General features: G+C 43.6%; 23 protein-coding genes. 15 read left to right on the top strand and 8 right to left on the bottom strand.

Going from position 1 to position 19,791, the window contains the following annotated elements:
* Window positions 1–80: 80 nt before the first annotated feature.
* Window positions 81–1,340: a diaminopimelate decarboxylase gene (gene lysA / locus PSF16_RS07855; RefSeq protein WP_272689080.1), complete on the bottom strand. Its 1,260-nt coding sequence runs from the start codon at window positions 1,338–1,340 to the stop codon at window positions 81–83.
* 123 nt (window positions 1,341–1,463) lie between these two features.
* Here lysA and PSF16_RS07860 point away from each other — a divergent pair, with 123 nt between their 5' ends.
* The gene (locus tag PSF16_RS07860) at window positions 1,464–2,399 is read left to right on the top strand and encodes a LysR family transcriptional regulator (protein WP_036962643.1); all 936 of its coding nucleotides are present in this window, start codon (window positions 1,464–1,466) and stop codon (window positions 2,397–2,399) included.
* Here the strand turns inward: PSF16_RS07860 and PSF16_RS07865 are convergent.
* A complete protein-coding gene (locus tag PSF16_RS07865) occupies window positions 2,379–3,293 on the bottom strand; it encodes a LysR family transcriptional regulator (RefSeq protein ID WP_006662637.1) in 915 nt (304 codons plus the stop codon). The genes PSF16_RS07860 and PSF16_RS07865 overlap by 21 nt on opposite strands.
* A gap of 125 nt (window positions 3,294–3,418) precedes the next feature.
* Here PSF16_RS07865 and PSF16_RS07870 point away from each other — a divergent pair, with 125 nt between their 5' ends.
* Complete coding sequence (locus tag PSF16_RS07870) at window positions 3,419–4,291, top strand: MBL fold metallo-hydrolase (protein WP_272689081.1); 873 nt, start codon at window positions 3,419–3,421, stop codon at window positions 4,289–4,291.
* 132 nt (window positions 4,292–4,423) lie between these two features.
* The gene (locus tag PSF16_RS07875) at window positions 4,424–5,068 is read left to right on the top strand and encodes a DsbA family protein (protein WP_036967176.1); all 645 of its coding nucleotides are present in this window, start codon (window positions 4,424–4,426) and stop codon (window positions 5,066–5,068) included.
* On the opposite strand, the gene PSF16_RS07880 is transcribed toward PSF16_RS07875, so the two are convergent.
* Window positions 5,061–5,720 carry a prepilin peptidase gene (locus PSF16_RS07880; protein ID WP_006662640.1) on the bottom strand — a complete coding sequence of 220 codons (660 nt, stop codon included), beginning with the start codon at window positions 5,718–5,720 and terminating at the stop codon, window positions 5,061–5,063. The two genes, PSF16_RS07875 and PSF16_RS07880, sit on opposite strands and share 8 nt — an antisense overlap.
* A 254-nt stretch (window positions 5,721–5,974) precedes the next feature.
* On the opposite strand from PSF16_RS07880, the gene rsmE reads away from it, so the two are divergent.
* From rsmE to hemW, 9 genes are all read left to right on the top strand, one after another.
* Window positions 5,975–6,706 (top strand): 16S rRNA (uracil(1498)-N(3))-methyltransferase, encoded by a 732-nt coding sequence (gene rsmE, locus PSF16_RS07885; RefSeq protein ID WP_006657380.1) that lies wholly within the window; start codon window positions 5,975–5,977, stop codon window positions 6,704–6,706.
* A gap of 9 nt (window positions 6,707–6,715) precedes the next feature.
* The gene (gene gshB / locus PSF16_RS07890) at window positions 6,716–7,663 is read left to right on the top strand and encodes a glutathione synthase (protein WP_006657379.1); all 948 of its coding nucleotides are present in this window, start codon (window positions 6,716–6,718) and stop codon (window positions 7,661–7,663) included.
* Between the two features lie 126 nt (window positions 7,664–7,789).
* Entirely contained in the window at window positions 7,790–8,353 is a 564-nt protein-coding gene (locus tag PSF16_RS07895; protein ID WP_006662641.1) for a YqgE/AlgH family protein, read from the top strand.
* The gene (gene ruvX / locus PSF16_RS07900) at window positions 8,353–8,772 is read left to right on the top strand and encodes a Holliday junction resolvase RuvX (RefSeq protein ID WP_006657377.1); all 420 of its coding nucleotides are present in this window, start codon (window positions 8,353–8,355) and stop codon (window positions 8,770–8,772) included. Before PSF16_RS07895 ends, ruvX begins: the two co-directional genes overlap by 1 nt.
* A 128-nt stretch (window positions 8,773–8,900) precedes the next feature.
* Window positions 8,901–9,593: a YggS family pyridoxal phosphate-dependent enzyme gene (locus PSF16_RS07905; protein WP_154631045.1), complete on the top strand. Its 693-nt coding sequence runs from the start codon at window positions 8,901–8,903 to the stop codon at window positions 9,591–9,593.
* A gap of 16 nt (window positions 9,594–9,609) precedes the next feature.
* A complete protein-coding gene (gene proC / locus PSF16_RS07910; RefSeq protein ID WP_272689082.1) occupies window positions 9,610–10,431 on the top strand; it encodes a pyrroline-5-carboxylate reductase in 822 nt (273 codons plus the stop codon).
* Window positions 10,432–10,452: 21 nt separating this feature from the next.
* Window positions 10,453–11,037: a YggT family protein gene (locus tag PSF16_RS07915; RefSeq protein WP_006662644.1), complete on the top strand. Its 585-nt coding sequence runs from the start codon at window positions 10,453–10,455 to the stop codon at window positions 11,035–11,037.
* A 15-nt stretch (window positions 11,038–11,052) separates the two neighbouring features.
* Window positions 11,053–11,646, top strand: coding sequence for an RdgB/HAM1 family non-canonical purine NTP pyrophosphatase (rdgB, locus tag PSF16_RS07920; protein WP_006657373.1), 594 nt, complete (start codon window positions 11,053–11,055; stop codon window positions 11,644–11,646).
* The gene (gene hemW, locus PSF16_RS07925) at window positions 11,639–12,778 is read left to right on the top strand and encodes a radical SAM family heme chaperone HemW (RefSeq protein ID WP_036967181.1); all 1,140 of its coding nucleotides are present in this window, start codon (window positions 11,639–11,641) and stop codon (window positions 12,776–12,778) included. Before rdgB ends, hemW begins: the two co-directional genes overlap by 8 nt.
* 85 nt (window positions 12,779–12,863) lie before the next feature.
* Here the strand turns inward: hemW and PSF16_RS07930 are convergent, their stop codons facing one another.
* The 5 genes from PSF16_RS07930 to trmB all read right to left on the bottom strand — a co-directional run bounded on the left by PSF16_RS07930 (window position 12,864) and on the right by trmB (window position 16,835).
* On the bottom strand, window positions 12,864–13,814 hold the full coding sequence (locus PSF16_RS07930; protein ID WP_036967183.1) for a siderophore ABC transporter substrate-binding protein: 951 nt from the start codon (window positions 13,812–13,814) through the stop codon (window positions 12,864–12,866).
* Window positions 13,815–14,007: 193 nt separating this feature from the next.
* Complete coding sequence (locus PSF16_RS07935; RefSeq protein WP_006657370.1) at window positions 14,008–14,739, bottom strand: DUF2884 domain-containing protein; 732 nt, start codon at window positions 14,737–14,739, stop codon at window positions 14,008–14,010.
* Between the two features lie 42 nt (window positions 14,740–14,781).
* Window positions 14,782–15,750, bottom strand: coding sequence for a glutaminase B (gene glsB, locus PSF16_RS07940; protein WP_006657369.1), 969 nt, complete (start codon window positions 15,748–15,750; stop codon window positions 14,782–14,784).
* A gap of 36 nt (window positions 15,751–15,786) precedes the next feature.
* Entirely contained in the window at window positions 15,787–16,116 is a 330-nt protein-coding gene (locus PSF16_RS07945; protein WP_006657368.1) for a YggL family protein, read from the bottom strand.
* A 2-nt stretch (window positions 16,117–16,118) separates the two neighbouring features.
* The gene (gene trmB / locus PSF16_RS07950; protein ID WP_006657367.1) at window positions 16,119–16,835 is read right to left on the bottom strand and encodes a tRNA (guanosine(46)-N7)-methyltransferase TrmB; all 717 of its coding nucleotides are present in this window, start codon (window positions 16,833–16,835) and stop codon (window positions 16,119–16,121) included.
* 237 nt (window positions 16,836–17,072) lie between these two features.
* On the opposite strand from trmB, the gene mutY reads away from it, so the two are divergent.
* The 3 genes from mutY (at window position 17,073) to mltC (ending at window position 19,602) form a co-directional block, all read left to right on the top strand.
* Complete coding sequence (gene mutY, locus PSF16_RS07955) at window positions 17,073–18,125, top strand: A/G-specific adenine glycosylase (RefSeq protein WP_272689083.1); 1,053 nt, start codon at window positions 17,073–17,075, stop codon at window positions 18,123–18,125.
* 11 nt (window positions 18,126–18,136) lie between these two features.
* Complete coding sequence (locus tag PSF16_RS07960; protein ID WP_006657365.1) at window positions 18,137–18,406, top strand: oxidative damage protection protein; 270 nt, start codon at window positions 18,137–18,139, stop codon at window positions 18,404–18,406.
* Between the two features lie 122 nt (window positions 18,407–18,528).
* Complete coding sequence (gene mltC / locus PSF16_RS07965; protein ID WP_006657364.1) at window positions 18,529–19,602, top strand: membrane-bound lytic murein transglycosylase MltC; 1,074 nt, start codon at window positions 18,529–18,531, stop codon at window positions 19,600–19,602.
* The last annotated feature ends 189 nt before the right edge of the window (window positions 19,603–19,791 follow it).

Raw genomic sequence — 19,791 nt, forward strand, 5'->3', positions numbered from 1 at the left:
TATTTCATTCATAAAAAAGACCCTGCTAGCAGAGTCTTTTATCGATATTAAATAGCCAACAGTAAATCATTAAATTTAATTTACAGTTCTAAGGCTAGTAACTCTTGAATAGTTTGACGACGACGAATTAATGTAGGCTTACCGTCAACGAACAACACTTCTGGCAGCAATGGGCGGCTATTATAGTTAGAAGACATCGATGCACCATAAGCGCCAGTATCATGAAATACTAAATAATCGCCAACGTTGACTGCTGGCAGTAAGCGGGTTTCCACCATTCCACCTTCTAGCTGGGTAAATACATCACCCGACTCGCAAAGTGGTCCCGCAATAATTGTTTCTTTTAATGGCTGATGGCCAACGCTGCTGCCGTCTGCTGGCAATACCGAAATATGGTGATAACTGCCATACATCGCAGGGCGCATTAAATCATTAAAACCGCTATCAACTAACACATAGTGGCGGCTACCCATATCTTTAACTGCGCGCACTTGTGCCAGTAAAACACCCGACTCTGCAACTAAATAGCGCCCCGGTTCAATTTCTAATTCAATGTGATGACCTAGATGCTGCTCAATACGCTGGCGAGCGTTATCCCACAAGCTGTAATAATGTTGAACATCAATGATTTCGTCATGCTCACGATAAGGTGTTGATAAACCGCCCCCTGCCGAAATAGCCTCAATATCCACCCCCGCCGACACCACCAATTCCACCATCGAATCACACACATTCGCAAGATGCTGGTAGTCAACACCGGAGCCAATGTGCATGTGAATACCCACTAACTTCAGATTGTACTGCTGAATTTTCGCTAAGGCTTCCGGTAAATCTTGATGCCAAATACCGTGCTTGCTGTTCTCTCCACCCGTATTAGTTTTTTGGCTATGACCATGCCCAAAACCGGGGTTGATACGCAGCCAAACGGGGTGCCCCGCTTTATGTTCGCCAATTTGCTGTAGCATATCGATGGAACCTGCATTTACAGGAATATCCAACTCAGTCACTTTCAGTAACGTTCCAGGATCTAAGACATCTGCAGTAAAGACGATTTCCGATTTTTCACGACCCGGCTGAAAGCCCGCCACTAATGCACGCTCAATTTCACCCAATGACACCGAATCCACTTTCACGCCCTGCTCACGCATCAAACGCAAAATATGAATGTTGGAACAAGCTTTTTGGGCAAAACGGACGGTATCGAATGCTTTCAGCTGTCCAATACGGTCAATAATCACTTCACTATCATACACCCAGACTGGCGTACCAAACTGTGCAGGCAGCGCACGTAAATATTCTGGGGTTAAATACTGGCTGGTGGTGTTGGCGAATGTGGTCATCGGAACCTCGTTGGCAAGTTTTATTATAGTAAGTTCGATTATTAGACGAATAAGACGGGAAAAAAAATATCCTTTTTGCTAGAGTCTATTCATATCTGATATATAAATACGAGAGGAGCAATCATGCAGGCTATTTCTTGGCGACATATTGAAATTTTTCGTGCGGTAATGACCACGCCCAACCTCACGGAAGCGGCTTCATTGCTAAATACCTCTCAGCCAACCATCAGCCGAGAACTGGCAAGACTCGAGCATTTATTACAATTTAAATTATTCGATAGGGTCAAAGGTCGCCTGCACCCCACGGCGCAAGGCTTGCGTTTTCATGAAGAAGTCGAACACTCTTATTATGGTCTAGAACGCATTCGCAATTCGGCAGAGACTATTCGTCGCTTTGAACACGCCCAAATTTCTATTGCCTGCTTACCGGCATTCGCCCAATCGTTACTGCCACAAGTGTGCCAAACATTTATGGGAAATTACCCTGATGTGAACTTAACGGTGATCCCTCAGGAGTCCCCCGTATTAGAAGAGTGGCTATCTGCCCAGCGCTATGATGTTGGGCTAACTGAGCACTTACAAACTCCGCCGGGCACGGAACAACTGACATTAGGTTCATTGAATGAAGTGTGCGTACTCCCTGCGGGACATCCTTTTGAGCAAAAAAAAGTCCTCACTCCACAAGATTTTCACCAAGAGCGCTTTATTAGCCTCTCGTTAACCGATAGCTATCGGCAATTAATTGATACCACCTTTGCCGAACACCAAGTAGAGCGAAAAATGGTGATGGAAACCCATTCTGCCTCCTCGATTTGTGCCATGACACTGAAAGGGATTGGCGTCTCCATCGTTAACCCTCTCACCGCGTTAGATTTTTATCAGCAATCCTCAGGCAAGCTGGTGATCCGCCCACTCAGTTTTTCAATTCCATTTACAGTGAGCTTAATTACCCCAAATCATCGCCCTTCTTCGCAGCTCACTCATATTTTCACCGAGCACCTACAACGTACCTTTGCTCAAATTGAGCATGACCTCGCTTCAGCGTTGCGACATCAGTGACAGCCAATGCGGGGATGTTTTAAACCAGTTGCCGAGAAAATCGATAACCGCGCGTAATGGCGTTGGCATATGCTGGCGGCTGGTATACACACCATAAATTCCTAAAGGCATTGGTGTGTAGTCAGGTAGTAGCTGGATCAACTCCCCCGATTGCAAATAGTTAGCTACAGAATAATACGGTTGCATTGAAATACCTGCGCCATTCAACGTGGCTTCCATCAAAAAAACCGACTCATTGGCACTTAAACGTCCATCCACTAATACGGTCGATTCCTCCCCCTCTTTTTCAAAACGCCACATGCTGCGCCCAAAAAAGCTGTAAGTTAAGCATTCCATCAACACCAAATCTTCAGGTTTTATTGGCAAATGTTTGCCTTGCAAAAATTTAGGTGAAGCACAAATCACGGAATGGCAGGTTGATAGCGGCTTGGCAATTAAATTCGGTTCTAACTGATTGGTAATGCGGATAGCCAGATCGATACGCTCCTCGATTAAATTCACCGATTTATTCGAAATCTGCATATCAATCATCATATTAGGGTAAATCTGTAAAAACTCAGAAATCGCAAGAGATAGCGCACTTTGAGCAATCGACTGAGAACAACTAATACGCACAAGCCCTGCTAGCGCTTTAGCATCATGCTTTTGCTCGACGGGTACACTGAGCGAGAGAGCATTCAATTGTAGTGATTGTTGATACACCCCTTCACCTGCTGAGGTCAAACTTAGCCGCCGAGTGGTACGGTTAAGTAAGCGAACTCCCGCCCACTGTTCCATTTCTGCCAGATAGCGCGTCACCATCGCACGTGACATATCCAGTTTATCTGCCGCACCGCTGAGGCTCCCTTGCTCTACGATGGTAATAAACACCTGAACCGCTTTGAGTCTATCCATATCATTTGACCGATTTATGCAACAAACATGACCTTATTATGGCGTTTTTCTCACCTTAATTGCAATTTAATATACACACCAAGCCGAATCAGGCACACAACATCACTCAACATTAGGATAGAAAAATGAAATTATCGACTGTATTAACTGCAACCGCGTTTGCCACTGCCACTCACTTTGCTCAAGCGGCGAACTTAACCTTAGATGTTTATAACCCAGGCAATAACAGTGTGTTTCCCGTTTCCTCTGAAATTATCAGTGGCGATAAAGAAGTGGTATTGATTGACGCTCAGTTTCAAAATAATGACGCCCAGCAGTTAGTGGATAAAATCAAAAAACTGGATAAAAAACTGACAACTATTTATATCAGCCATTCTGATCCTGATTACTATTTCGGGTTAGAAACACTGACAAAAGCATTCCCTGAAGCGAAAGTTGTTGCCACACAACAAACGGTTGATGCAATTAATGCGACTAAAGATGGCAAACTGGCTTATTGGGGCGGTGTATTAAAAAATGAAGCGCCAAGTAACGTTGTCGTACCTGAAGTTATCAAAACTAATCACTTCACTGTAGATGGCGAAACGTTAGAAATTAAAGGGTTAGATGGCGCATCACCGGATAGAAGCTATGTGTGGGTTCCTTCGCTTAAAGCGGTTGTGGGTGGCGTTGTTGTTTCTGACAATATCCACGTTTGGATTGCAGATACTCAGACTCCGCAATCACGTCAACATTGGCAACAAACTTTAGAGAGCATCAAAGCACTCAAACCCAGTGTCGTTGTTCCGGGGCATTTTACGGGTAAATCTAAAATGGATCTGGCGAGTGTGACTTTTACCCAAAAATATTTAACTGACTTTGAGAAAGCGAACAGCCAGAGTAAAGATTCCGCAGAACTTATTCAGAAAATGGAAGCTCGCTACCCAAGTTTGGATGACAAATCGAGCTTAGAGTTAAGCGCAAAAGTGGTGAAAGGCGAAATGCAGTGGCCACAATAAGCGACTGATATATCGAAACGCAAATAAACCGTGACGGAGATAGCGTGTATTGAACTGCTATTTTCCGTCCGTTCGATATTTTGCACCGACTCGAATAGAATGATGAAACAATAACCAAAGAGAATAAATACCATGAATGCAATTACCCTACATTATATCTATGACCCTTACTGTGGTTGGTGCTATGCCGCAGCCCCGTTAATGACGATTGCCGCCAATCATCCACACATTCAATTAGAATTACACGGTGGCGGAATGCTAGCTGGCGATGCTCGACTCCATCTTGATGACCAATTTCGCCAATACATCCTGCAATCAGATAAACGCATTGCTGCCATGACAGGGCAAGTTTTTGGTGATGACTATATTGCCATGTTGCATCAGCCAAATGTAGTGATGGACTCAACGCCACCACAAACAGCTATTTTAGCGGCAACAAAGCAAGGAAAAGGCGTTGAAATGCTTAAAGCTTTGCAAAAAGCACATTACATTTCTGGTCGCCAGATTAAACAGCCCGAAGTCTTAGCGGAAGTGGCGCAAGAAATTGGTTTGAATGTTGAGCAGTTCCAAAAAGATTATGCACAATGTGCACAAACAGAAACGAATGCACATATCCAGCAAAGTAAACAACTACTTAGCCAATCAGGTGCATCGGGTTTTCCGACCTTGCTTATTCAACAACAAGGTAAATGGTTACGAGTGCCACTGCAAAACTACCTCGGTGAACCCGAAAAATGGCAACAGTTTTTAGATTCACTCGTCGCCGCGGCTAATTAGGATGCACGCTAAGCAACAACCAAAAGCTGGCGCTACAGATAATGGCGGGACCAAACGGAATACTCTGCACGACTTTCTGTTTGCCTCGCCATATCAACCAAAGAAAATGTAATAAACCTAAACTTGCGGCAAGCCCTAGAAAATAAGGCAGATAAAATATTCCCAACCACGCTGAACACGCCGCAATCAGCTTAAAATCCCCTCGTCCCATTTGTGGACGTCGCCTGAGTTTTTCCACCAATGTTGTGATCACCTCTAACCCAATATAACTGAATATCAGTGCGTACATCGCCGAAAGTATGTTTCCAGTTGGCATAATCCATTGAAATAAAACACCTAATAACAGTAAAGGATACGTAAGAATATTGGGCAAATAGCCTGTTTTAATGTCAATGACCCACAATGGAAGCCCAAAATTAAAAAATAGAAATAAAAAAACAAGGGTGAAAAACGGATACCCTTGCAGTACCACTATTCCCCCAAGCACAAAATACCCAGCCCATATCCGATTGAAACTGATAACAATACTCGGTAAATCAAAATAACGGACGGGAATGTATCGCAGTAACTGAGTTGTCAGCCACGCAGACAAAAGCGACAATACAATGACTGGCAATATAAGTACCAGCATTCCATTTGCTGTATCAATCATGGTTTCTCCTTTTCCATGAACCCAGACGTTTATCAATACTGCGACTTACTATACGATGTGTGATGAATAAACCAACACCATAATTTCGTGGTTTAAGGTCGGTTTTATCGACAAATTTAGAGTCTGAAAGACAAGGCACAGACGAACTAAAAAATCCCTCTTTTTAGTTATAAACTCAATCCGTCCTCTTGTTTTTCAGGATTCTGTCCCCATATCCTGCATCAGTTCTCTTGATTATTGACTAAGGAAAAATCATGCGCGTTCCACGCATTTATCACCCAGAGCCTCTCCAAATTAACACCACGATTTCGCTTTGTGATGATGCAGCCAACCATGTAGGTCGAGTTCTTCGCATGACAGCCGGACAGCAGCTAGAATTATTTGATGGAAGCAATCACATATTCAACGCTGAAATTACTGAAGCGACGAAAAAAAATGTGTTTGTCCGCGTTCTAAATAGCACCCTTGATGATCGTGAATCCCCATTAGATATTCACCTAGGACAAGTTATGTCCCGCGGGGAAAAAATGGAGTTCACCATTCAAAAGTCCGTTGAGCTTGGCGTCAATACCATCACTCCTCTGCTTTCTGAGCGCTGTGGTGTACGTCTTGATGGCGAACGATTAGAGAAAAAATTACAACAGTGGCAAAAAATTGCCATTGCAGCCTGCGAGCAAAGTGGTCGTAACCGCATCCCTGTCATTCGCCCCGTTCAATCTCTGGAAGCGTGGTGTGCTGAAAATGATGGTGCGTTTAAAATTAACTTACACCCACGGGCAAGTGAGAGCATCAATACGCTCCCCGCTGATTTAAAACACGTTAGATTACTGATAGGTCCCGAAGGTGGACTATCCGCAGACGAAATTGCCATGACAGCGAATTATCAATTCACTGATATCCTGTTAGGGCCACGAGTATTACGAACTGAAACGACCGCGCTAACCGCAATAACAGCATTACAAGTGCGTTTAGGTGACTTGGGTTAAGGAGATAAAATGATCAAGCTCGGCATAGTAATGGATCCAATTTCATCCATTAAAATCAAGAAAGACACCAGTTTTGCAATGATGCTAGAAGCTGCGCGTCGCGGTTATGAAATTCACTATATGGAAATGAACGATCTTTACCTACACCAAGGCGAAGCGCGTGCAACGACCAAAATCGTGACCGTCGAAGAGAACCCAACTAAATGGTATGAATTCCACTCAGAGCAAGACATAGCCTTGAGTGACCTTGACGCCATTTTGATGCGTAAAGATCCGCCATTTGATACCGAATATATCTACGCGACTTACATTCTTGAGCGTGCAGAACAAGCCGGCAGCCTGATCGTGAACAAGCCACAAAGCTTACGTGACTGTAACGAAAAACTGTTTACCGCTTGGTTCCCAGAGTTAACGCCAGATACGTTAGTGACTCGTAGCTCTGAAAAGCTGCGTGAGTTCCACCAAAAACATGGTGATGTTATCTTTAAACCACTGGATGGTATGGGCGGCGCCTCTATTTTCCGTTTGAAGAAAGATGATCCAAACGTTGGCGTTATCATCGAAACCTTAACGGAGCACAATTCTCGTTACTGCATGGCACAAAACTTTTTACCTGCCATTAAAGAAGGTGACAAACGTGTACTCGTCGTTGATGGCGAGCCAGTACCATACTGCCTTGCTCGTATTCCAGCACAAGGGGAAACCCGAGGAAATCTCGCCGCAGGTGGTCGTGGTGAAGCACGTCCATTAACCGAAAGTGATTGGGCTATTGCGCGCGCTGTGGCACCAACCTTGAAAGAAAAAGGACTCATTTTTGTTGGCTTAGATATTATCGGTGACCGATTGACTGAAATTAACGTCACCAGCCCAACTTGTGCCCGCGAAATTGAAGCTGCATTTGATATCTCCATCACCGGTATGCTGATGGATGCGATTGAGCGCCGCCTGAAAAAATAGTATTTGTTAACTGGCTCGTTTCCAAAAGGCAGCCTTTCGAGGTTGCCTTTGCCGTTATTTTGTCATCACCGTAACGCGCTATCTTTATCATAACCAATAGGAACATAACCCCTGAGTTTGCCATTTATGAATTTACAGAATCATTTTTTAATTGCCATGCCTTCACTGACGGATCCTTATTTCGATCATTCCGTTGTGTATATCTGCGAACACAATGAAAATGGCGCAATGGGCTTAGTGATCAATAAACCCATTGAGGATTTTTCTGTCTCTGAAATGCTGAAAAAACTCGAAATTACCATTTCGGAGAATACCAACACGCGAAATCTGGAAAAACTGGTAATTGCAGGTGGTCCTGTTTCTGAAGAACATGGGTTTATTATCCATACCCCTGTTGCCGGTTATGCTGCCAGTTTACGCTTAAATGACCATGTTATGGTCACTACCTCGAAAGATATTTTAGAAACATTAGGCAGCGATCAGCACCCTATGAACTCTCTGGTTACATTGGGCTACTCAAGCTGGGAACCCGGACAATTAGAGAACGAAATCATGGAAAACAGCTGGTTGACTGTCAAAGCTGATCCTAAACTGATTTTTGATACTCCATTAAGAGATCGTTGGAAAGCCGCTGGCGACCTTTTAGGGATCGACATCCATAACATATCACTGCAAGCGGGGCATGCCTAATGTCAGCCAGAACCTTACTCGCCTTTGATTTTGGGACTAAAAGTATTGGTGTTGCCGTGGGTCAAGAAATTACTGGCACCGCTCGCGCATTGACCTCATTAAAAGCCAGCGATGGCAGACCTGACTGGTCACAAATCGAAAAATTGCTCAAAGAGTGGCAGCCACAATTGGTGATTGTCGGTCTTCCTTTGAATATGGATGGCACAGAGCAGCTTGTCACCAGTCAAGCACGTAATTTTGCCAACCGCATTCATGGGCGCTTTGGTGTACAAGTCCAATTACATGATGAAAGATTGTCTACCGTGGAAGCAAAAGCGGGTTTATTTGAGCAAGGTGGCTATCGTGCGCTCAGCAAAGGAAAAGTTGATTCTGCCTCTGCGGTCGTGATTTTAGAGAGTTGGTTCGAACAGAATTACTAAAAAGCACATCTTTACGTTTATTTTCCCCATTCAGTTGCTGCAAAGGTGCCGTTCGCCCTTAATATGCTTTACACTAGGGTTAATTCTCACTATTCACCGAAAGCAACTGAAAAACGGTATTGAATAACATGACCATTCAAAAAAACCTATCTGATGTCACAGAGCGTATTCGTCTTGCTGCCACTGAGTGTCACCGCTCCCCTCAAGATATTACCCTGTTAGCTGTGAGTAAAACCAAACCTTGTGAAGCCATTATGGAAGCCATCGAAGCCGGTCAACGCCAGTTTGGTGAAAACTATGTGCAAGAAGGCGTTGAGAAAATCCAGTATTTTTCAGAAAGAAATGATCTAGTCTGGCACTTTATCGGTCCACTCCAGTCCAATAAAAGTCGTTTAGTGGCAGAACATTTTGATTGGTTCCATACTTTAGATCGCGCCAAAATCGCTCAGCGTTTAAATGAGCAGCGCCCTCAAGATAAAGCACCGCTGAATGTGCTGATCCAAATTAATATTAGCGATGAAAACAGCAAATCGGGAATAACCCTCGAGGAAGTAAATGAGCTTGCGGCTCAAGTCGCCCGATTGCCAAATTTAGTGTTACGCGGGTTAATGACCATCCCCGCCCCAGAAACTGATTATGAGCGCCAATGTGCTGCATTTCGCCAAATGGAGTACGCATTCGAGCAATTGAAAGCCAGCTACTCTACTGTAGATACATTATCGATGGGAATGACCGACGATATGCGTGCTGCAATTCACTGCGGTTCTACTCTCGTACGTATCGGCACTGCGATCTTCGGTGCCCGTCAATACCATAATTAATCTTTAGGAGAACAACATGCAACATCGCAAAATCGCCTTTATTGGCGCGGGGAATATGGCAAACGCCATTATTGCGGGTCTTGTGGCTCATGGCTATCCGGCATCGATGATCACCGTTTGTTCACCAACCCCTGTACATCGCGATAAAATGGCGCAGGATTATGGCATCATCAGCACCCATGACAACCTAACGGCAGCTCAGCAAGCGGACGTGATTGTTCTGGCCGTCAAACCTCAAATGATGAAAGACGTTTGTGAACCGCTGCAACAGCTCACCAATTTAGAAAACAAGCTGGTATTAACCATTGCCGCAGGTATTCCCGCAGCGCGTTACAATGACTACTTTGCACATTCTCTGCACTTAGTTCGTATTATGCCAAATACCCCATCACTGGTTGGTAAAGGGGTGAGCGGTTTGTTTGCACAACCCAATGTGACGGAAGGTGACAAACAATTTACGCAGCAATTAATGGAAAGCGTTGGCTCCACCACTTGGTGCGCTAAAGAGAGTGACATTAATAATATCATTGCGTTAACAGGAAGCTCCCCCGCTTACTTTTTCCTGTTTATGGAATCTATGCAGCAAAAAGCCGAACAGCTTGGCTATGATGAAAAACAAGCTCGTGAGTTAGTACTCAATGCCATTGAAGGCTCTGTGGCTTTAGCTAAATCACAGAGTGATACCCCATTTTCGACATTGCGTGAGCAAGTCACCTCTAAAGGCGGCACTACCGCAATGGCTTTAGAGCAATTTTATAATGGTCATCTACCGCAGACTGTCGCCAATGCCATGCAAAGCGCGATTGACCGAGCGGAAGAGATGGAAAAACTTTTTTAATTTATTTTTTTGGGACACGCCATGCAGACTATCGTTTTTGTTGTTACCACCCTGATCCAACTGTATATCTTTGTGCTTCTGCTTCGAGTATGGATGCAATGCGTTCGCGCAGACTTTTATAATCCATTCTCACAATTTGTGGTTAAAGCAACCCAACCTATTGTTGGACCACTACGCCGCATGATCCCATCTGTAGGGTCTTTAGATACTGCGACTCTGCTCGTCGCGTTTGTGCTGGCGATTGCCGATATTATCTTTGGTATGTGGGCAACCAATATGCTGCCTGCCATTGGGCTTACCCTTCTACCAATGGGATTAATTCTCTTACTGACTTACATCGGTAAATTGATTTTCTGGATGATTTTAATCCGCGCAATTTTAAGCTGGGTCAGCCAAGGTCGTAACCCTGTAGATTACTTATTGTTCCAATTAACTGAGCCGTTAATGGCGCCAATTCGTCGCATTATTCCAGCGATGGGTGGGTTAGATTTTTCTGCGATGATTGTCATGTTTATTCTGATCGCACTGAACTACTTACGTGTTGATGTTTCCTTAATGATCGACCCTGCGCTAACCGCAATGTTGTTCTCTGTCGGCATCATGTAAGGGAAGATAAAAGCAATGCAAAAAGTTGTTTTAGCAACTGGTAATCCAGGTAAAGTAAACGAATTAGCGGACTTACTCCGTGATTTTGGTATGGACATCGTTGCCCAAACCAGCCTTGGCGTTGAGTCCGCCGAAGAGACAGGATTAACCTTCATTGAGAACGCGATTTTAAAAGCCCGCCATGCTTCAGCGCATACAGGTCTACCCGCGATTGCCGATGACTCTGGTATTTCTGTTGATGCTTTAGGCGGTGCACCGGGGATCTACTCCGCTCGCTATGCAGGAGAAGATGCCACTGACCAGCAAAACCTCGATAAGCTTCTCGATGCCATGAAAGACGTCCCCGATGACCAACGCCAAGCTCAGTTTAACTGTGTGCTGGTTTATTTACGTCATGCCGAAGACCCAACGCCACTGGTGTTTCACGGACGCTGGCACGGGGTATTAACCCGAGAGGCAAAAGGGCAAGGTGGCTTTGGCTACGACCCGATTTTTTACGTACCTGAATTAGGTTGTACCTCTGCGGAGCTGACTAAAGCAGAAAAACAAGCGGTATCACATCGTGGTAAAGCGTTAGCAATGATGTTGGATGCACTGAAAAATGCTTAAGCTTCCCCCATTAAGCCTGTATATCCATATTCCTTGGTGTGTACAAAAGTGCCCATATTGTGATTTCAATTCGCATACTCTCAAAGGGGAAATTCCTCAAACTGAGTATGTTGAACATTTGCTTAACGATCTTGATAAGGACGCGGAGCTTATTGGCTCCCGCCCAGTCAAGACTATCTTTATTGGTGGCGGAACACCGAGTTTACTGAGTGCCGAATCCATGCAAATGTTGATGGATGGTGTTCGTCAACGCGTTAACTTGGATCCTAATGCAGAAGTCACGATGGAAGCCAACCCAGGCACCGTCGAAGCAGACCGTTTCTCTGGTTACCAAACTGCGGGGATCAACCGTATCTCCATTGGTGTACAAAGTTTCGGGGACGACAAGCTGATTATGCTGGGGCGTATTCATGGTCCCAATGAAGCCAAGCGCGCTGCACAGTTAGCCACCAACTTACATCTGCGCAGTTTTAATTTGGACTTAATGCACGGTTTGCCATCACAAACTCGCGATGAAGGGTTATCTGATTTACGCCAAGCCATTGAGCTCGCGCCACCGCATCTTTCTTGGTATCAGCTCACCATTGAACCAAATACGCAATTTGGCTCTCGTCCTCCGCGTTTACCGGACGACGATACCCTATGGGATATCTATACAGAAGGACATAAGTTATTGACAGCCGCGGGTTATCAACAATATGAAACCTCCGCCTATGCCAAAGCGGGTTACCAGTGCGAACATAATCTTAACTATTGGCGATTCGGGGATTACCTCGGTATCGGCTGTGGTGCACACGGTAAAATTACCTCTACCGATGGTCAGATTTTACGTACAGTCAAAACGAAGCATCCTCGCGGCTATATGGAAGGTCGTTATCTCGATAATCGCTACAATGTAGAGAACGAAGACCGCCCATTCGAGTATTTTATGAACCGTTTTCGGTTACTAGAAGCGATGCCTCGCCGAGAATTTACGGAATATACTGGGCTAGCCGAGTCAGTTGTACGCCCGGCGATTGATGAGGCGTTAGCCAAAGGCTATATCTCAGAAACCGCCGGTGAATGGCAAATTACCGAACATGGAAAATTATTCTTAAATTCCCTACTGGAGCTATTTTTAGGGGAAGAGTGATTTCTCTTCTTCCATAAAAAAAGCCAGCTTAATGCTGGCTTTTTCTTTTTACTAAGGGTAATAAATGAAAATAATAATTTATCGATTACAGTGCTTTGGTGACTGCATCGATTTGTTCAGTGAGGCTGACTAAACCACCACCAGAGAGATACCACAAGTCAGATTGCAAATAGGTAATTTTGCCATCTTTATACGCTTTCGTTTCTTGAATATTTTGGTCTTCAAATACCGTTTTATCTAACTTACCTGCACCAATCGCTTCGCTACGATCGACAATTAAAATCACATCAGGGTTCGCTTGTGCGATAGTTTTGGTATCCACCACACGGCGTTTAGATTTGTCTGCATCCGCTTGAACAGGTAATTCAGCGCGCTGTGCTTTCACCACATCATAAACAACTGCTTGGTTATTTGGGATTAACTTGCCGTCATTGTGCAATAAAACCAGCACTTTTTTATTGGATGCAGCCGCTTTTTTCTGGGCTTCTGCAATGGTTTTATCCAACTGAGCCAGTTGCTCGTCTACCGCTTTCTGGTCACCGTATAAATCACCAATTAAACGGATATTCGCTTTTACTGATTCAATATAGTTTTTGCTATCAGAGCCTAAATTCAGCGTCGGTGCAATTTTTGATAACGCTTCGTAAGATTTACCTTGGCGACCGGTGATCACAATCAAATCCGGCTTCAATGCAGCGATTTCAGCTAAATTAGGCTCTTTCATGCCACCTGCATTTTTCACTGTCGCTGGGATGCCCGCTTTCACGTAAGCAGGCGCATTTCCCATCGGCAACGCGACAACCTTATCCCCTAATCCCAGTTTTTGCATTGAATCGTAGATACCGAAATCAAACAGAACCACTTTCTGTGGTTTTTTTACCACTTCTGTTTCGCCAGAAAGATGTTTAACCGTAACTTTTTCAGTACCTTGTGCAGTGATTGCGTTTGGTGTGAATGCAGCTGATTCAGCACTCAGTGCGTAAGGTGCGGAGAATGATAAAAGAGAAACAAGTAGAGCTGGAATAAATTTTTTCATGTGAGTAACACCAATTTAGTCGTTAAGCCAAACCAGCATTCTAAGGAGAGTGACCAATAAGTCAATTAAATGATAATGATTCTTAGTATTGTTTTTATTTATGGTATGAACATCATAGTTTTCACGAATTTTTAATGCAAAAAAGCAGCAACACGTTTCCCTGTTGCTGCCTATCAACGCGGACAAAACTCAATTATTTAGATTTAATCCCGTCTAATAAACTCATACGTTGTTGCTCTAGCGATGTCACTTTCGTACAAACCTGCTGACCAAACTGTTGGAAACTGTTTTCTTGGTTTTTCCATTCGCCTTCAATTTCTTGCTGTAATCCACCAAGACTGCCCAACATACCTTGCAGCATCTTATTGGTGTCACCACCTGCCAGCAACTGCTTACGACCCATTTCATTAATGCTGTCTTGCAGAATACCACCTAAGCTTTCATTGACTAATTCACGCCCTGTTGTTTCCACCTTTTTAATTCCTTCATGGTGGAAAACGTAGCCATTTGAACGGGTTTCAATGATTTGATTAATCTGACCATTGAGATCTTTTTCGAGTTTCGTTAAGCGATTACGAATATTACTGTCACTTCCAATCACTTTGACAACCACTTTATCGAGGGATTTTCTTGAAGCGGCTAACTTCTCTTCGGACTCTTTTTTGATCCACGGTAAATCCTGACGGATGGCCGATTGATAACGTAATGCTTGTTGCTGCTGCTCTGAGGTCAGTGCAACTTTTTGACCATTTAAGGTGACATCACCATTAGGCGTGATTTTTAAATCCCCGCTACGACCAATGACTTGAACATGTTCAGGCGTCATAAAAATATCGTCTTTGGGTGTCACGGCACAGTTATAATCCGCCGCTTGGCTCGTGGCGCAGGCCAGTAATGAAAATGCAATTAAAGTACGGCGTAACATAAAATCTCCTCGTCGATTACCTCTATCTCTGTTGAGAGGTAATTAAAAAACAGAACGTCCAATGCGTTTCGATAACAGTTCTAAGGCGGCGCATCCCACCAAAGAGTTTCCCGCCGAATCTAATTCCGGCGACCACACTGCCACCGTGAATTGGTTAGGAACCACACACACAATACCACCACCGACACCTGACTTACCGGGCATTCCAATACGAAATGCAAATTCACCGGAACCATCATACATTCCACAAGTCATCATTAAGGCATTGATCTGTCGAGACTGCAATGGCGTGATAATCGGGTCTATCGAGCAAGAGGATTCACCTTGATTCATTAAGTAGGTAAAACACCGAGCTAACTCGACACAATTCATACTTAGAGAACAATAATGAAAATAAGTTTCTAAAACAGTTAAAACATCATTATCAAAATTGCCAAAAGATTTCATTAAATACGCGATGGCCGCATTACGGCTCGCATGTTCCATTTCTGAGCGTGCGACATTCGTGTCATAACTAATATCTGGCTCACAAGCGAGTTTCCGGACAAACTCTAACATCCGTTGTTTTGGTGCGCTCAAACGAGATTGCAGCATGTCAGCAATCACAATCGCCCCAGCATTGATAAATGGATTCCGGGGAATTCCTTTTTCCATTTCGATTTGAATCAATGAATTAAATGGCAGCCCTGATGGCTCTTTACCAACGCGGCTCCAAATTTCTTGCTCTTCGTAACGCGTCATTGCCAAGGTCAAGCTAAGAACCTTAGAAATAGATTGAATTGAGAAACGTGTTTTGGCATCTCCAGCGGTAAACACATCTCCCTCAGCGGTATGTACCGCAATCCCCAAATGATGTGAAGGAATACCGCCCAAAGCAGGTATATAGTCTGCCACCGTTCCTTGACCTATCAGGGGGCGAACTTGTTCCAAAATATCATGCAGTAATTGGTCAGAAAACTGGGTGCTCAAGTGTTTTGCTCCAGAATGGATTACTCTAGAAAATAAAGGCATCCAATTGGATGCCTTTATTAATAATCAAACTAGTTATTATTCCCACCAAACATCAAACAGTTCAGAAACAACAACGTCGTTCATCCCTTTTGATTTTAGCCAATTTTCAACGATTTGACGGTGTTCTTCGGTACATTTACCAATTTTTTGTAGGCAAACAATCCCTTCCCAGTTCATGTAGCCGCTAGCTTCAAATGCCAGTCCGTTTGGTTCGATAGCTTCAGCAATCAGTTGATCAACGGTGCTATCCACTTCTTCGATCGGCGTGCCTTCTTTAAAGTTCCATTTAACAATGAAGCCTAATTCTTGGAATTCATCCAAACGCATTTTTTTACGTAAACGGCGACTACGTTGTTGTTTAGCCATGATTAAATCCTCTTAAACATTAAATCCCATACACCATGCCCTAACCGCTGGCCGCGCTTTTCAAACTTTGTTTCTGGTCTTGATTCTGGACGAGGAACGTAGTCCCCTGTGGTTGATACGTTTTCATACCCAGCAACACTGGTCATTACCTCAAGCATATGTTCTGCATAAGGTTCCCAATCTGTCGCCATGTGGAAAACACCACCATCAATTAATTTACTGCGAATTTTTTCTGCGAAAGGCACCTGCACAATACGGCGTTTATTGTGTTTCGCTTTATGCCATGGATCAGGGAAGAATAACTGAACCATTTCCAAGCTACCGTTCGGGATCATGAAGTCTAAAACTTCGATAGCATCGTGGCACATCACACGTAAGTTGGTGACATTTTCTTCTTTTGCCGATGCCAAACAAGCTCCAACACCCGGTGCATGCACTTCAATTCCCAGAAAGTTTTTATCTGGGTTTTGTGCTGCCATCGTGACTAATGAGGCGCCCATTCCAAATCCAATTTCCAGAGTAACCGGATTTGAATTATTAAATAGTTTTGCGAAATCAAAGGGTTCGTTAACAAAATCGATACCCATTTCTGCCCATTCGCTTTCTAATGCCTCTTCCTGACGTTTTGTCAGACGCCCTTGACGGCGGACAAAACTACGGACACGGCGCATAACCCGCCCTTCTTCATTATATTCGGGGGAGATAACGTTATTGATCATAATAAAGTTCTAAAAAATTCGTTGTCCAATTAGATAATGTGCCAACAAGAGTATAAAAAAAACCAAACATACCTAATTAATTAATATCTAAGTATGGTGGGAAAGGGAGTTTAGCAAAACTTCTCGGATCTTGCAGTTGATAATTGGATAACTTTACACAAGAAGCGGTTTACAGCCACCACGGTCTATGTTGCAATCCTCATCATGACTGAAATAGCGATAAAAATATTATAAATAATGGAAGCTCAACAATTTTCAAGCGCCGTGCTCAAGTGGTATCACAAATACGGTCGTAAAACCTTGCCATGGCAGCAGGAAAAATCCTCCTACCATGTTTGGCTCTCTGAAGTCATGTTGCAACAGACCCAAGTCAGCACTGTCATTCCCTATTTTGAAAAATTTACTCAACGCTTTGCCGACGTCACTGCATTGGCAAATGCGCCCCTTGATGAAGTTCTGCATTTATGGACGGGGCTCGGTTATTACGCCCGAGCACGCAATCTACATAAAGCAGCTCAAGTCATTGCGACTCAATATCAAGGTCAATTTCCGACGACATTTGGGGAAGTTAATGCGCTTCCTGGTGTTGGACGTTCCACCGCAGGTGCCATTCTCTCCCTTTCTCAAAAACAGCACTATCCCATTTTAGATGGGAATGTAAAACGTGTTTTAGCTCGCTGTTATGCCGTCGAAGGCTGGCCAGGGAAAAAAGAGGTGGAAAACCGCCTGTGGGACATTAGCACCAAGGTCACGCCTAACGTTGAAGTGGAATACTTTAACCAAGCCATGATGGATCTTGGCGCGATGGTATGCACCCGTAGCAAGCCAAAATGTGAATTATGCCCGCTCAATACAGGCTGTATTGCATACGCTAACCATGCTTGGCAGGAATATCCGGGTAAAAAACCGAAACAAAAAATTCCTGAAAAAAGTGCCTGGTTCTTGATCCTTCAACACCAAGATAATGTCTGGTTAGAGCAACGACCGCCATCCGGTATTTGGGGGGGATTATTCGCCTTTCCACAGTTTGAAAGCCATGAGCAACTGGCTCAATGGCTGGCTGATTCTGGTCTGCAACATGACATACCAGAACAATTAATTGCTTTTCGCCACACGTTTAGCCATTTCCATTTAGATATTATCCCTGTAAAAGTTAATATTCAGGCAGTTAACTCTGCCATGGATGAAGGTAATGGACTCTGGTATAACTTACACCTAGGCGCAACCGTTGGGCTCGCTGCACCGGTTGAAAGTTTACTAAAACAACTTGCCTTATTATCTGATATTTGAGGAAAAATTAAATGAGTAGAACCATTTTTTGCACTTTCTTACAACGTGACGCTGATGGGCAAGATTTTCAGCTTTACCCTGGCGAATTAGGAAAGCGTATTTTTAATGAGATTTCGAAAGAAGCATGGAGTCAATGGATGACCAAACAAACGATGCTGATCAATGAAAAGAAGCTCAACACCATGAATCCAGATGACCGTAAAATGTTGGAACAAGAAATGGTGAAGTTCTTATTTGAAGGTCACGATATTCAAATTGATGGCTATACCCCAGAAAAATAGTTTTTAGGTCTATACCTATCGTTCCTCAAGTTGCATGGCTTGGTTTGCTCCCCCCTGCAACTTGAACGCTTTTGATTCAATGAACGAAATAGTAAATAGCTTGCATTAATATTGTGGATCGTATGAAAAAATTACTCACACTCACATTGTTGATTCCCCTGATTGTTTCTTGTTCTAGTAATCAGAAATCTGACTTTAATCCTGACTATGTCAAAGATACTAATGGCTTTGATATTTTGATGGGGCAATTTGCTCATAACATCGAAAATATTTGGGGGATTAAAGAAGTTCTCATTGCAGGTCCCAAAGACTATGTGAAATATACCGATGAGTATCGTACTCGTAGCCACATTAACTTTGATGCAGGAACCATCACGGTCGAGACAATTTCTGCTGTTGAACCGTCAGCACACCTGAAGAAAGCGATTGTCACTACATTATTGATGGGCGATGACCCGAACTCCATCGACCTCTATTCCGATATTAACGACATTCCCTACAGTAAAGAGCCATTCCTGTTTGGTCAGGTTATGGACAATATGGGCGAACCTATTCGTTGGGAGTGGCGCGCTAATAAATTTGCAGATTATCTGATCAGCAATAAAATGCAGCGCAGGCAGTCCGGCATGAATATCGTTTGGTCGGTTACCATGCAATTGGTGCCAAACCACCTCGATAAACGCGCCCATAAATATCTGCCTTATATTAAAAAATCCTCTGCAAAATACGGTGTAGATGAATCACTGATTCTGGCGATCATGCAAATTGAATCAAGCTTCAACCCTTATGCCGTTAGCCGCTCTGATGCGTTAGGCTTGATGCAAATTATGCCGAACACCGCAGGTAAAGACGTATTCCGTTCTCAAGGTAAATCCGGTGTACCAAGCCGCAGCTACCTGTTTGACCCTGAGCAAAACATTGATACAGGCACCGCTTACTTAGCTATCTTACAAAATAGCTATTTAGGAGAGATTAGTAACCCAACCTCACGTCGCTATGCGGTGATCACAGCCTATAACGGGGGTGCAGGTAGTGTGTTGCGTGTATTCCATAATGATAAAAAGCAAGCCGCTCAACGAATTAATAATTTAGAGCCAGGTGAGGTTTACGAGACACTTTCGACCAAACACCCTGCGGCAGAATCTCGTAATTACCTGATTAAAGTTAATAAGGCGCAGAAAAAGTATTTACGCTAATAAACCATTAAAATAGCAACATAAATGCCAGATAACCCTCAACGTTTCTGGCATTTTTTTTTCACTTTTTGTGAGTTTTTACATTGATTTGATTAAAATTTAATTCAAACGCTGAAAAAAAACGCATTCAATCAAAAGTTTTTAGAAACCGCCTTGACTCACCCTCTTAAATCAGGTTTAATACGCTCC

Origin of the sequence: Providencia sp. PROV033, assembly GCF_028484855.1 — a bacterium.
Classification (GTDB): domain Bacteria; phylum Pseudomonadota; class Gammaproteobacteria; order Enterobacterales; family Enterobacteriaceae; genus Providencia; species Providencia alcalifaciens.